General features: G+C 71.7%; 9 protein-coding genes. 3 read left to right on the plus strand and 6 right to left on the minus strand.

The window, feature by feature from the left end:
* From ACFXMG_RS09710 to ACFXMG_RS09730, 5 genes are all read right to left on the minus strand, one after another.
* The gene (locus ACFXMG_RS09710) at positions 1-1,857 is read right to left on the minus strand and encodes a branched-chain amino acid ABC transporter permease (protein ID WP_383819389.1); all 1,857 of its coding nucleotides are present in this window, start codon (positions 1,855-1,857) and stop codon (positions 1-3) included.
* Positions 1,854-2,783, minus strand: a complete 930-nt coding sequence (locus ACFXMG_RS09715; RefSeq protein WP_043219283.1) for a branched-chain amino acid ABC transporter permease — start codon at positions 2,781-2,783, stop codon at positions 1,854-1,856. The genes ACFXMG_RS09710 and ACFXMG_RS09715 overlap by 4 nt, the downstream gene beginning before the upstream one ends.
* A 107-nt stretch (positions 2,784-2,890) precedes the next feature.
* The gene (locus ACFXMG_RS09720; protein ID WP_383819387.1) at positions 2,891-4,129 is read right to left on the minus strand and encodes a branched-chain amino acid ABC transporter substrate-binding protein; all 1,239 of its coding nucleotides are present in this window, start codon (positions 4,127-4,129) and stop codon (positions 2,891-2,893) included.
* A 721-nt stretch (positions 4,130-4,850) separates the two neighbouring features.
* On the minus strand, positions 4,851-5,354 hold the full coding sequence (locus ACFXMG_RS09725; RefSeq protein WP_383819385.1) for a PaaI family thioesterase: 504 nt from the start codon (positions 5,352-5,354) through the stop codon (positions 4,851-4,853).
* 65 nt (positions 5,355-5,419) lie between these two features.
* Entirely contained in the window at positions 5,420-7,708 is a 2,289-nt protein-coding gene (locus ACFXMG_RS09730; RefSeq protein WP_383819384.1) for an FdhF/YdeP family oxidoreductase, read from the minus strand.
* 122 nt (positions 7,709-7,830) lie between these two features.
* On the opposite strand from ACFXMG_RS09730, the gene polA reads away from it, so the two are divergent.
* A complete protein-coding gene (gene polA / locus ACFXMG_RS09735; protein WP_383819382.1) occupies positions 7,831-10,542 on the plus strand; it encodes a DNA polymerase I in 2,712 nt (903 codons plus the stop codon).
* Positions 10,543-10,620: 78 nt separating this feature from the next.
* On the opposite strand, the gene ACFXMG_RS09740 is transcribed toward polA, so the two are convergent.
* The gene (locus tag ACFXMG_RS09740; RefSeq protein WP_383819380.1) at positions 10,621-11,520 is read right to left on the minus strand and encodes a DUF4184 family protein; all 900 of its coding nucleotides are present in this window, start codon (positions 11,518-11,520) and stop codon (positions 10,621-10,623) included.
* Positions 11,521-11,771: 251 nt separating this feature from the next.
* On the opposite strand from ACFXMG_RS09740, the gene ACFXMG_RS09745 reads away from it, so the two are divergent.
* The gene (locus ACFXMG_RS09745) at positions 11,772-13,655 is read left to right on the plus strand and encodes a lytic murein transglycosylase (RefSeq protein WP_383819378.1); all 1,884 of its coding nucleotides are present in this window, start codon (positions 11,772-11,774) and stop codon (positions 13,653-13,655) included.
* 161 nt (positions 13,656-13,816) lie between these two features.
* Positions 13,817-13,957: an SPW_0924 family protein gene (locus tag ACFXMG_RS09750; RefSeq protein WP_107063131.1), complete on the plus strand. Its 141-nt coding sequence runs from the start codon at positions 13,817-13,819 to the stop codon at positions 13,955-13,957.
* The last annotated feature ends 7 nt before the right edge of the window (positions 13,958-13,964 follow it).

The raw sequence follows: 13,964 nt of genomic DNA on the forward strand, positions 1-13,964 counted from the left end.
TCAGGCACCTGCCTTGGCGGGCGTAGCGGCCGGCGCACGCTCTTCGTCGTGCTCGTGGAACTCCAGCTGACGGCGCTTGTCCGCGATGATGCCCTCCGGACGGAAGCGCATGATCAGCACCAGCGCGACACCGAAGGCGAAGAGCTGGTACTCGCCCATGAACTGGAGCTTGTTCGGGATGAGGAACAGCAGCGCCGCGCCGACCAGCGGACCGCTCATCGTGCCCATGCCGCCGAGGACGACGGCCGCGAGCAGGAAGGCGGAGTTGGGCGGGATGGGACCGGCGAAGAGGTACTGCTCCGGGGTCACCGTGTAGGTGACGTGGGCCTGCACCGTACCGGCCAGACCGGCCAGACCGGCGCCGAGCGCGAACGCGATCAGCTTCACCCGGAAGCCGTTGATGCCCATCGCCAGCGCCGCGGTCTCGTCCTCGCGGATCGCGACCCAGGCGCGGCCGATGCGGGAGTTGCCGGAGCGCCGGAAGACCAGCACCACGACCGCCGTGATCAGCAGCATCAGGAAGAAGTAGTTGGCGAAGCGGCCGATGGTGAAGCCGGCGATGGTGTGCGCCTGGCCGAAGTCGAACCCGAAGAAGTTCAGGTTCGGGATGGACGCGATGCCGTTGGAGCCGTTGGTGATGTCCGGGCCCGAGGTGCCGTCGGTGTTCATCACCGTGATGCGGAAGATCTCACCGAAGCCCAGGGTCACGATGGCGAGGTAGTCGCCGCGCAGCCGCAGGGTCGGGGCGCCGATCAGGACACCGAAGACCACCGAGGCCGCGGCGCCGACCAGGATCGCCGCCCAGAAGGGAAGGTGCACGCCGAACGGCGAGGTCGGGGCGCCCGAGACGAGGGCCGCCGCGTAGGCGCCGACGCCGAGGAAGGCGACGTAACCGAGGTCGAGCAGACCGGCCAGGCCGACGACGATGTTCAGGCCCAGGGCGACCGTGGCGAAGATCAGGATGTAGACGCCGAGCGTCGCGTACTGGTCGTCGGTCTGGGTGAAGGGGAACAGCGCCGCGGCGATGAACGCGCCCGCGATCGACAGGTTCTGGTGCTTCGAGGTGAGCTGCGTGGCCTGCTTGAGGAGACCGGAGGCGCCGATGGCGGCGAAGCCGAGGCCGGCCGTGATCAGGAAGCCGAGGAACAGCTCGTCGTACTCGGTGCCGATGCCGTAGGTGAAGACGCTGAGCGCGAGGCCGAGGACGACCGCGATGATCAGGATCTCGACGGCGGAGTTCAGCGCCGGGAGCTTCTTCACCGGGTTCGGGGCGGCGAAGGCGGCCTTGAAGGACGTCCAGCCGTTGCCGGTCCGGTGCTTGAACTGGTCCCAGCCGGTGTCCTCCGGGTCGACCGGGTGGACGGCCGGGCGCCTGAAGGGCAGGCAGAACGCGGCGAGCAGGGTGACCAGGGAGGTGACCGCGACGATCGCGCCGCCGGGCTCCAGGTTGACCAGGCCGCCGAGTTCGAGGCTGATCGCGCCGACCGTGAACCAGGTGGTGGCGAAGGTGGCGAGCGCGCCGAAGCGGATCGCGGCGTCGGCGCCGGCCGGGGTCAGCGCGCGGAGGCCCTTGATCCCGTACGAGGAGAGGACGAAGAGGACGGTCAGGACGCCGGTCACCAGGACCTGGAGCTGGAGTCCGGCCGGGTAGCCGTACACGGTGAGGTCGCCCGGGAAGCTGCGGTCCCAGGTCCAGGCGAGGAAACAGCCCGCCACGGTCAGGACGGCGCCGGCGAGGACGACGGCGCGGGCGGTCCGCTCCGGGAGGAGGCCGATCAGACCGCGGTCGGCGGTCTTCGCGGTCGCCGCGGCGGCGGGTGCCTGGGGGTTCTCGGAGATGGTGGTCATGGTGCTCACGCCCTGTCCGCGACGCGCTCGCCGAGCAGACCCTGGGGCCTGGCGAGGAGGACGACGATGAGGAGTACGAAGGCCCAGACGTTGGCCCAGGACTGGCCGCCGAGCTGCTCCATACCGGGGATCTGGTCGACGTAGGCGGTCGCCATGGTCTCGGCGACGCCGAGGACGAGGCCGCCGATCATGGCGCCGTAGATGTTGCCGATGCCGCCGAGGACGGCGGCGGTGAACGCCTTGAGTCCGAGGAGGAAGCCCATCTTGTAGTCGACGACGCCGTACTTGAGGCCGTACGCGACGGCACCGACGGCGGCGAAGATGGCGCCGAGGGCGAACGCGATCACGATGATCCGGTCGGTGTTGACGCCCATGAGCTTCGCGGTGTCCGGGTCCTGCGCCGTGGCCTGCATGCCGCGCCCGGTCCGGGTGCGCATGACGAAGAAGGCGAGGAAGGCCATGCAGACGGGGGCCGCGATCACGAGGAAGACGTCACCGGTCTGGATGGTGACCGGGCCCAGCTCGATCGGGCCGCCGGGGATCTGCGGGAAGGTCCGGGCGGACTTGGCCTCCGGGTACCAGACCCAGACGGCGTACTGGAGGGCGAGCGAGAGACCGATGGCCGTGATGAGGGGGGCCAGACGTGGCCCGCCACGGAGCGGACGGTAGGCGAAACGTTCCGCTCCGACGGCTATGGTCGTCGCGACGATCACGGCACCGATGATCATGAGGGGCAGAGCGACCCACATGCTGGTGCCGCCGGGCAGGATGAGCCAGACCGTCAGGGCCCCGAAGCCGCCGGTCATGAAGATCTCGCCGTGGGCGAAGTTGATGAGCTGGACGATGCCGTAGACCATCGTGTAGCCGACGGCGACCAGCCCGTACATGGATCCCAGTAGCAGGCCGTTGACCAGCTGCTGCGGCAGTTCGTTCACCGCATTGTCCTCCGAGACTTTCGACGGATATGACACCGCGCGGGGTGCCGGTTGTGTGCGGCCCCCCGCGCGGTGAAAGGTGGTGCTGAGTGGGGTGGAGCTGAGGATCAGCCGCCGAAGGTGCCGGACTTGACCGGAGCGAAGGCGCCGCCCTTGACCTGGTACACGGTCAGCTGCTTGTTGGTGGTGTCACCGAACTCGTCGAAGGCGACCGTGCCGGTCACGCCCTCGAAGGAGACGCCCTGGAGGGCCTCGACGACCTTGGAGCGGGCGTCGTCGGGGAGCTTGCCGCTGTTGCCGTCGACGACCTTCTTGACGGCCTCGATGATCGACCAGGTCGAGTCGTAGGAGTAGCCGCCGTACGCCTCGAACGCCTCCTTGTAGTTCTCGGCCTTGTAGTTGGCCAGGAACTCCTTGGCGGAGTCGAGGGACTCGATCGGGGCGCCGACGGAGGTGGCGAAGTCGCCCTCGGCCGCGGCGGCACCCGCCAGCTTGACGTACTCGGGGCTGAAGAGCGCGTCACCGCCGACGACGGTGACCTTGGCGCCGGCCTCCTTGATCTGCTTGGCCAGCGGGCCGGCGGCCGGGTACTCGCCACCGTAGTAGACGACGTCGGCGCCGGAGCTCTTGACCTGGGTGGCGACCGCGGAGAAGTCCTTGGTGTCCGGGTCGATGTGCTGGGTGCCGACGACCTTGCCGCCGAGCTTCTCCCACTCGCCCTTGAAGGTGCCCGCGAGGCCGGCGCCGTAGGTCTTCTTGTCGTCGATGATGAACGCCTTGGTCTTCTTGGCGTCCTTGAAGACGTACTGGGCCGCGAACGGGCCCTGGATGGCGTCCGTGGTGGCGGTGCGGAAGTACGACTTGTAGCCGCGCTTCTTGTCGCCGGCGGCCCAGTTCGGGCCCTGGGACAGCGACGGGTTGGTGTTGGCCGGGGAGACCTGCGCCAGCTTCGCGTCGTCGAAGACCTTCTGCATGGACTCGGCGACGCCGGAGTTCAGCGGGCCGACCACGCCGAGGACGGTCTTGTCGGCGACCAGCTTGGTGGCGTTCTGCTGGCCGGCGGAGGGCTGGGCCTGGTCGTCCAGGGGGACCAGCTTGAAGGTGACGCCCTTGACGTACTCCTTCTTGTTGGCCGTCTTGACCGCGAGGTCGGCCGAGTTCTTGATGCCGAGGCCGAGGGCCGAGAGCTCGCCGGTGAGCGGAGCGTCGAGACCGATGGTGACGGTGATGCCGCCGCCCTGGCCGGCGCTGTCGCCGCCCTTGTCGTCGCGCGAACCGCAGGCGGTGAGAGTGAGTGCTCCCGCGGTGACCGCGGTGGTGAGTATGAGCAACGAACGGTTTCGCACGAAGGGTCCTTTCCCTGGCGCGGCCCCCTCTGCCGAGGCGGTGCCGTGGAGCTGCGGAGCAAGAGGTGCCGTTGGTGAATGCCGGGCCGTACTGAGTGCTGATACGAGGCCGTGCAGTAGGTCGCGCCGAGTGGCGCGGTGACTGGCGGTGACTCTAAGCGCAGGTGGGGAGGGTCGGGGAGCGGCGAGTGAAGGATGTGACTGTCTTGTTATGCCGACGGGGTGAGTCGGGCTGAGAGGTCCGGGTAAATCCGGGCATAGCGCCCTGTAACACGGTGTTCACATAGTGAGAACGTGCAGTTCCGCTAAGGGGCTTGAGGGAATCTTGGTACTGACGGGGAACTTTGGCGACTCTCCGGATAGCGGACAGGGCGCCCGAACTGAGCGGACGGATGTCAAGCCGCGGACCCCCGTGACCACCCCCGCTCCACCGTCACGGAGCGTGACGAAAATGGCCTACCGAACGGCATGCCGAAACGCCCGGCGGACCCCCGTCCGGTCGGCCGGAACCCACCACTTTCGAACGTACCTCCGAGGCCCGTGAGTTGGGAGGGGGTGGCGTGAAAACGACCAACACAGGCGGGAGTTGGGGCGCGCACGGTGACCGCCCGAGGAGCGGACGGAGCGGGCGGCCTCCCCGGCCCCGCTCCGGGTACGCCGAAGGGGGCGGTACGCCTCCGCGTACCGCCCCCTTCGGCAGGTCGGGCCGACCGGCCCCGGCTCAGGCGCCGTTGACCCCGCCCCCGTGGGGCAGGTCCGCCGCGTCCCGCGGCCCGAGCTCCCGCAGCATGCAGGTCAGCCGCGCCGAGCAGACCCGGCGCCCCTGCTCGTCGCTGATGACGATGTCGTACGTCGCCGTGGACCGCCCCCGGTGTACCGGGGTCGCCACGCCGGTCACCAGGCCGCTGCGCGCGGCGCGGTGATGGGTGCAGTTCAGGTCGACGCCCACCGCCATCTTCGAGGAGCCGCCGTGCAGCATCGAGCCCACCGAGCCCAGGGTCTCCGCCAGCACCGCCGAGGCGCCGCCGTGCAGCAGCCCGTACGGCTGGGTGTTGCCCTCCACCGGCATCGTGCCGACGACCCGCTCGGCCGACGCCTCAAGGATCTGGACGCCCATCCGGTTCCCCAGATGTCCCGCCGAGAAGAGCGCCGGCAGGTCCACGCCGAGCGCGGCGTACTCGTCGAGGACCTCCTGCGGGAACTTCACGTGCTGCTGCTCACCCATGGCCCGGCTCCGTTTCGTCGTCGTGCGGATCATCCTTCCCGTCGCCCCGCTGACTGAGCAAGCGCTTAGGCGGACGGCTGCGGTGATTCTTCCAGACGCACGACGACGGACTTGCTCGCGGGGGTGTTGCTGATGTCCGCCGTCGACTCCAGCGGGACCAGCACGTTCGTCTCCGGGTAGTACGCCGCCGCGCAGCCCCGGGCCGTCGGGTAGTGGACCACCCGGAAACCGGGCGCGCGCCGCTCGCTGCCGTCCGTCCACTCGCTCACCAGGTCCGCGTAGGACCCGTCCGCGAAGCCCAGCGCCGCCGCGTCCGACGGATGCACCAGCACCACCCGGCGGCCGCCCCGGATCCCCCGGTAGCGGTCGTCCAGACCGTAGATCGTGGTGTTGTACTGGTCGTGCGAGCGGAGTGTCTGGAGCAGCAGCCGCCCCTCCGGAACCTTGGGGTACTCCACCGGCGCCGCCGTGAAGTTGGCCTTCCCGGTCCTCGTCGGGAAGCGGCGCTCGTCCCGCGGCGCGTGCGGCAGCGCGAAGCCGCCCGGGTCCGCCGCCAGGCGCGCGTTGAAGTCCTGGAAGCCGGGCACCACGCGCGCGATGCGGTCCCGCACGGCCGCGTAGTCCGCCTCGAAGTCCTCCCACGGCGTCGCCGACCCGGCGCCGAGCACCGCGCGCGCCATCCGGGCCACGATCGCCGGCTCGGAGAGCAGGTGCGGGCTCGCGGGCGCCAGGTTGCCGCGCGAGGCGTGCACCTGGCCCATCGAGTCCTCGACCGTCACGAACTGGCGGCCGCTCCTCTGCACGTCCTTGTCCGTGCGGCCCAGCGTCGGCAGGATCAGCGCCCGCAGGCCGGTCACCGCGTGCGAGCGGTTCAGCTTCGTCGACACGTGCACGGTCAGCCGGGCGTTGCGCATCGCCGCCTCGGTGACCTCGGTGTCCGGAGTCGCGCCGACGAAGTTCCCGCCCATCGCGAAGAAGACCTTCGCCTCGCCGTCCCGCAGCGCCTGGATCGACCGCACCACGTCGAAGCCGTGGTGGCGCGGCGAGACGATCCCGAACTCCTTGTCCAGCGCGTCCAGGAAGGCCGGCGCCGGGCGCTCGAAGATGCCCATCGTCCGGTCGCCCTGCACGTTCGAATGCCCGCGCACCGGGCACACGCCCGCGCCCGGCCGCCCGATGTTGCCCCGGAGCAGCAGCAGGTTGACCACCTCGCGGATGGTCGGCACGGAGTGCTTGTGCTGGGTCAGGCCCATCGCCCAGCAGACGATCGTCCGCTCCGAGGCCAGCACCATCGCCAGGGCCCGCTCGATCTCCTCGCGGGACAGCCCCGTCGCCGCCAGGGTCTCCGCCCAGTCGGCCTCCCCGGCCGCCGCCGCGAACTCCTCGAAGCCGTGGGTGTGCTCCCGTACGAACTCCTCGTCGACCGCCCCGGGCGCGTCGAGGACCAGCTTGTTCAGCAGCCGGAAGAGGGCCTGGTCGCCGCCGATCCGGATCTGGAGGAAGAGGTCGGTGAGCGCCGCGCCCCGCAGCATGCCCTGCGGGGTCTGCGGGTTCTTGAACCGCTCCAGACCCGCCTCCGGCAGCGGGTTCACCGAGATGATCCGCGCCCCGGCCGCCTTCGCCTTCTCCAGCGCCGACAGCATCCGCGGATGGTTCGTCCCCGGGTTCTGCCCGGCCACGATGATCAGGTCCGCCCGGTGCAGGTCCTCCAGGGAGACGCTGCCCTTGCCGATGCCGATCGTCTCGGTCAGCGCCGAGCCCGAGGACTCGTGGCACATGTTCGAGCAGTCCGGCAGGTTGTTGGTGCCGAACTCGCGCGCGAAGAGCTGGAGCAGGAACGCCGCCTCGTTGCTCGTCCGGCCCGAGGTGTAGAAGAGCGCCTCGTCGGGCGAGGAGAGCGCGGTCAGCTCCTCCGCGATGATCGCGAAGGCCCGCTCCCAGCTCACCGGCTCGTAGCGGTCGGCGCCCTCCGGCAGGTACATGGGCCGGGTGATCCGGCCCTGCTGCCCCAGCCAGTAGCCGCTGCGCTCCGCCAGTTCCGCCACCGGGTGCGCGGCGAAGAACTCGGGCGTCACCCGCCGCAGCGTCGCCTCCTCGGCGACCGCCTTCGCGCCGTTCTCGCAGAACTCCGCCAGGTGCCGCTTGTCGCCCTCGGGCCAGGCGCAGCCGGGACAGTCGAAGCCGTCCTTCTGGTTGACCTTGAGCAGCGTCCTGGCCGTCCGCACGGCGCCCATCTGCTCCTGTGCGATCCGCAGGGTGTGCCCGATGGCGGGCAGGCCCGCGGCGGCGTGCTGCGGCGGTGTGACCTGCGGTGCGTCCTGGACCGGGTCACCGGCCGGCGGCTTGCTGACCATCGCGCTCTCCCTTGAGCGATCAATCTGTGGCGTACGTCTCCGATCCTGTCACGCGGCGCCGACAGCCCGGCACCCCGACCGGTGGGGAGGGGATTGTCGGTGGTCCGTGGCAGGATCGTCCCGTGGCCGAGACAGCATCGAAGAACCCCGCAGACACCCGCCCCCGCCTGCTCCTCATGGACGGGCACTCGCTCGCGTACCGGGCGTTCTTCGCGCTGCCCGCGGAGAACTTCACCACCGTGACCGGGCAGCCGACGAACGCGATCTACGGCTTCGCGTCGATGCTGGCGAACACCCTGCGCGACGAGGCGCCCACGCATTTCGCCGTCGCCTTCGACGTGTCCCGCAAGACCTGGCGGTCGACGGAGTTCCCCGAGTACAAGGCGAACCGCTCCAAGACCCCCGACGAGTTCAAGGGGCAGGTCGAGCTGATCGGCGAGCTCCTCGACGCCATGCACGCGCCGCGCTTCGCGGTCGACGGCTTCGAGGCCGACGACATCATCGCCACCCTCGTCACCCAGGCCGAGGCCGCGGGCTTCGAGGTCCTCATCGTCACCGGCGACCGGGACTCCTTCCAGCTGGTCTCCGACCACACCACCGTGCTCTACCCCACCAAGGGCGTCTCCGAGCTGACCCGCTTCACCCCGGAGAAGGTCCAGGAGAGGTACGGCCTCACCCCCTCCCAATACCCGGACTTCGCGGCCCTGCGCGGCGACCCGTCGGACAACCTCCCTGGCATCCCCGGCGTCGGCGAGAAGACCGCCGCCAAGTGGATCAACCAGTTCGGCTCCTTCGCCGAGCTGGTCGAGCGCGCCGAGGAGGTCAAGGGCAAGGCGGGGCAGAACTTCCGGGACCACCTGGAGTCGGTCAAGCTCAACCGCGTCCTCACCGAGATGGTCCGGGACGTCGAGCTGCCGAAGACCGTCGCCGACCTGGCGCGCGAGCCGTACGACCGCAAGGCCGTCGCCCTGCTCCTCGACACGCTGGAGATCCGCAACCCCTCGCTGCGCGAGCGGCTCCTCGCCGTCGACCCCGGCTCCGCCGAGGAGGCCGAGCCGGCCCCCGCCCCCGGCGTCGAGCTCGACTTCACCGTCCTCGGCTCCGGCGAGCTCGCCCCCTGGCTGGCCGCCCACGGCGAGCAGCCCCTCGGCGTCGCCACCGTCGACAGCTGGGGCCTCGGCACCGGCAGCGTCTCCGAGGTCGCCCTGGCCGGCTCCGGCGGCGAGGCCGCCTGGTTCGACCCCAGCGAGCTGGACGAGGCCGACGAGCGGGCCTGGGCCGGCTGGATCGCCGACCCGGACCGCCCCAAGATCCTGCACAACGCCAAGGGCGCGATGCGGGTCTTCCCCGAGCACGGCTGGAGCGTCGCCGGCGTCACCATGGACACCGCGCTCGCCGCCTACCTGGTCAAGCCGGGCCGCCGCTCCTTCGCCTTGGACGCCCTCTCCCTGGAGTACCTCGGCCGCGAGCTGGCGCCCGCCGCCGCCACCGAGGGCCAGCTCGCCTTCGGCGCCGAGGACCACGCCGAGGCCGAGGCCCTGATGACCCAGGCCCGCGCCGTCCTCGACCTGGGGGCCGCCTTCGAGTCCAAGCTCGACGAGGTCGGCGCCCGCGACCTGCTGTACGACGTGGAGCTGCCCACCTCGATCCTCCTCGCCCGCCTGGAGCGGCACGGCATCGCCGCCGACCGCGACCACCTGGAGGCGATGGAGCAGCAGTTCGCCGGGGCCGTGCAGCAGGCCGTCAAGGAGGCCCACGCCTCCGTCGGCCACGAGTTCAACCTCGGCTCGCCCAAGCAGCTTCAGGAGGTCTTCTTCGGCGAGCTGAACCTCCCGAAGACCAAGAAGACCAAGACGGGCTACACCACCGACGCCGACGCGCTCGCCTGGCTGGCCGGCCAGACCGAGCACGAGCTGCCGGTGATCATGCTCCGCCACCGCGAGCAGGCCCGGCTGCGCTCCACCGTCGAGGGCCTGATCAAGACCGTCGCCGCCGACGGCCGGATCCACACCACCTTCAGCCAGACCGTCGCCGCCACCGGCCGCCTCTCCTCCACCGACCCCAACCTCCAGAACGTGCCGGTGCGGACGGACGAGGGCCGCGCGATCCGGCACGGCTTCGTCGTCGGCGAGGGCTTCGAGTCCCTCATGACCGCCGACTACAGCCAGATCGAACTGCGCGTCATGGCGCACCTCTCCGAGGACGAGGGCCTGATCGAGGCGTTCACCTCCGGCGAGGACCTGCACACCACCGTCGCCTCCCAGGTGTTCGGCGTCGAGCGGTCCGCCGTCGACGCCGAGATGCGCCGCAAGATCAAGGCCATGTCGTACGGCCTCGCCTACGGGCTCTCCGCCTTCGGCCTCTCGCAGCAGCTGAACATCGACCCGGGCGAGGCCCGCGGCCTGATGGACACCTACTTCGAGCGCTTCGGCGGGGTGCGGGACTACCTGCGCCGGGTCGTCGACGAGGCCCGCGCCACCGGCTACACCGAGACCATGCTCGGCCGCCGCCGCTACCTGCCGGACCTCAACAGCGACAACCGCCAGCGCCGCGAGGCCGCCGAGCGGATGGCGCTCAACGCCCCGATCCAGGGCACCGCCGCCGACATCGTCAAGGTCGCCATGCTCAAGGTCGACCAGGCCCTGGCCGAGGCCGGCCTCTCCTCCCGGATGCTCCTCCAGGTCCACGACGAAATCGTCCTGGAGATCGCCCCCGGCGAGCGCGAGCGGGTCGAGGCCCTCGTCCGCGAGCAGATGTCCGCCGCCGCCGAGCTCCGCGCCCCGCTCGACGTCTCCGTCGGAGTGGGCCCGGACTGGGACTCCGCCGCGCACTGACCCGGGCACCCGCCCACCGGTGGCCGCACCCCCGCGCCGGGGTGCGGCCACCGGCATGGGGGGCCGGTGGGCGGGGGATCAGCCGACGCCCGGACCGGAGCCCGTCGTACGGCCTGCCGGCTCTCCTTCCGGGGACGCCTCCGGAGCGGGGGCGGGGCGGACCGGGGCCGCTGCCCGCCCGCGCAGCCGGGCGGCCGTCCCGTACAGCACGAGCCCGGCGAAGAGCCCCGCGCCGGCCCCGAAACAGGCGGTCGGGACGATGTCGAGCGGGTTCTCGATGCGGTCCCAGCCCCAGTACGCCGCCCAGCGCAGCACCCGGTGCGCGATCCCGGCGAGGACGCACGCCCCGATCAGCAGCAGCGCCGCCCGCCGCCCCCGCGGGCCCGGCACCGGCACCGAGGCGGGCACCTCCGTCCCGGCCGGCACGGACCGCAGCGCCCGGACCCCGAACCAGCCGAGCAGACCGAGCGCCAGCGCCGAACCGCCGTACTGCGCGTACTGGTAGACGGGGAACCCGGCCACCACCTCCGCCAGGAACGGGATCGACCGCGTCCCCCAGCGGTCGATGTGCGTGAAGGTGTCCCAGACGACGTGCGTGGTCGCGCCCAGCGCCGCCGAGACGGCGAACCAGACCACCAGTCCGGCCGGCCGCCGCTCCCGCCAGGGCCGGCCGCGCACCACTCCGTACACCCGCCCGCGCCACCGCCCGGGCAGCAGCACCACCAGCGGCTCACGGACCGTCAGCCAGAGCCCCACCAGGGCGGCGGCGATGAGCACGTCGACCGTGACGAGCCCGACGGGGGAGTGGGTGACGTCCCCGAACGCCATCGCCTCGGGCACCGCCGTCGCCGCGAAGTAGGTGAGGTCGGGGGAGAAGCTGCCGGCGACGAGGGCGGAGGCGACGAGCGGGCCGCGCGCGGTCCCGTCCCGCCGCAGTCCCGGCAGGACGGCGGCGGCGTGACTCAGGGTGAAGGGCAAGGAAGGAACCTCCCGGTCGTACGGATGATCGGCCCGCATGGCAAGAGGTACCGCACGGCCGGGACGGTTCCCGGAAACCCCCGCACTCCGGAGTGCGGACCTCCGTGTCCGGCCGCCGGGAGACCAAGGGGTGACGAAAGCGTGAAACCCGGTCAGGTCGTGGTGTCCTGTGATACGGACATCGCATAGGGTCGCCTGAGGCCACGCGCGGGGAGCGTGCGGCTCCAGTCGAATGGGGAGGGAGCACCGGTATGGCAGCGCAATTCGGCCGCCGTCTGCGCAGGGGCGCCACGAGCGGAGCGATCGTGGCCGCCGCCGTCGCGGCGCTGGCCGCCTCGCAGGGCCCAGGAGCGATCCCGCCGCCGACCGACAACCTCAGCGGTGACCGCGCCATCGGCACCGGCGACGCCACGACCCCGCACGGCGGCGGGGACGCCGGCTCGGCGACCGGCGACTCGCCGTACTACACCGACCTCCCGCCGCTGAAGACGCCGAACGCGCCCGGGATGCCCACCGCACCCCAGGTGCCGGTCGTCACCGGCCCCGCCGAGGCCGGCATACCCGCGACCGTCCTCGCCGCCTACCGCCGCGCCGAGGCGTCGGTCCGCGCCTCCGACCCCACGTGCAACCTGCCGTGGCAACTCCTCGCCGGCATAGGCAAGGTCGAGTCGGGACAGGCCCGCGGCGGCCGCGTCGACGGCAACGGCACCACGCTCTCCCCGATCCTCGGCCCGGTCCTCAACGGTGTCGGCTTCGCCAACATCTCGGACACCGACGACGGCGCCTTCGACGGCGACACCACCCACGACCGCGCCGTCGGCCCCATGCAGTTCATCCCGTCCACCTGGGCCGTCTGGGGCCAGGACGCCAACGGCGACGGGAAGAAGGACCCCAACAACATCTACGACGCCGCCCAGGCCGCGGGCATGTACCTGTGCGCCGACGGCCGGAACCTGGCGATCAAGGCCGACCTCGACCGGGCGATCCTCAGCTACAACCGTTCCACCGAGTATCTGACCACCGTCCTCTCCTGGTTCGAGTACTACGGGCGCGGCGCCCACACCGTCCCGGACGGCACGGGCCTGCTCCCGGTCGACCGCAGCGACGTGACCGGTCCCGGCAGGACGATCCGTCCGACGTCGCCCGGCCCTTCGACCTCGCCCTCGCCGGCCCCGAGCACCACCCCGCCGCTGGTGAAGCCGTCGCAGAAGCCCACCGAGCCGACCTCCCCGTCGAAGCCCGCCCCGCCGACGAAGCCGCCGACCGCGAAGCCGACCCCGCCGAGCGTCGGTGACCCCGTCGTGGTCCCGCCGACCGTCAGGGTCGCGCGCCTCAAGGCCGGTACGGCCGTGCTGACCGCGCTCACCGAGAGCACCTTCGCCGAGGCCGCGACCGTCACCGCCGTGGACGCCAAGGGCAACCCGGTCGCCGGCGTCAGCGTCCGCTTCGCGCTCCCCGGCACCACCGACGCCCGCTTCCCCGCCGGCGCCACCACGGTCACCGTCACCTCGGACGCGAAGGGCGTCGCCAAGGCCCCCGCCCTGCGCGCGGGGGAGAAGGCCGAGCCCTTCACCGTCCGCGCCACCGTCCCCGGCCGCTCCCTGCCGGCCGCCGAACTGAAGGCGACCGTCGAGGTCCGCAAGGCCGACGCCCTCGCCCGCGTCGGCGACGCGGCCCTCACCGCCGAGACCGGCGCCGACTACGCCGACGTCACGGTCGAGGCCCGCCTCGGCGGCGAACTCGCCCCCGGCGTGACCGTCACCGCGGTCGTCACCGACTCGGCGGACTCCACCGCGCAGAGCGCCGACGGCCCGTCCTTCGGCAAGGACGCCGCGGGCAACCCCATCCGCACCAAGGTCCTGAAGACCGGCCCCGACGGCCAGGTGTCGATCAAGGACCTCGTCGCGGGCGAGAAGGCCGGCGACTACGTCCTGTGGCTCACCACGCCCGGCAACGGCACCGTGAAGCTGCCGCTCACCGTCACCACCCCGGCCACCACGCCGCCGGACCCGACCACGGACCCGACCACGGACCCGACCCCCGACCCGGCACCGACCGCGTCCGCCTCCGCGTCCGACTCCCCGGCCGGCACCGCCTCGGCCTCGCCCTCCACGAGCCCGTCGCCCTCCGCCTGACCCGCTCCTCCTTCCTCCGCGCCGCCCCCGCCGTCCCCTCCGGGACGCCGGGGGCGGCGCGCGTTTCGGTTCGGCCCCCGCGATCTGTTCTCATCTCACGGCCGCGTTGCTACGGTGCCTCCGCCCTGACGACCCATCAGATCACCTGCCGGGAGGCCGACATGCGTGCCCTCGTCGCCGCCGCGATCGGACTCGTACCCGTCCTGCTCTTCGTCCTGCTCGTCTCCCTGGTCGATCTGCCGCCGGACGGCCCCACCTCGCCCAGACCCCTGCTCACCGCCGACCCCGGCCCCAAGAAGTAGGGAGCCC

This window comes from Streptomyces sp. NPDC059201 (assembly GCF_042754585.1).
Taxonomy (GTDB): domain Bacteria; phylum Actinomycetota; class Actinomycetes; order Streptomycetales; family Streptomycetaceae; genus Streptomyces.

Coding starts and splice junctions, on each gene's coding strand:
- ACFXMG_RS09725 (WP_383819385.1), bottom strand. CDS start 5,354: ATGGGTGAGCAGCAGCACGTGAAGTTCCCGCAGGAGGTCCTCGACGAG.
- ACFXMG_RS09730 (WP_383819384.1), bottom strand. CDS start 7,708: ATGGTCAGCAAGCCGCCGGCCGGTGACCCGGTCCAGGACGCACCGCAG.
- ACFXMG_RS09745 (WP_383819378.1), top strand. CDS start 11,772: ATGGCAGCGCAATTCGGCCGCCGTCTGCGCAGGGGCGCCACGAGCGGA.
- ACFXMG_RS09750 (WP_107063131.1), top strand. CDS start 13,817: ATGCGTGCCCTCGTCGCCGCCGCGATCGGACTCGTACCCGTCCTGCTC.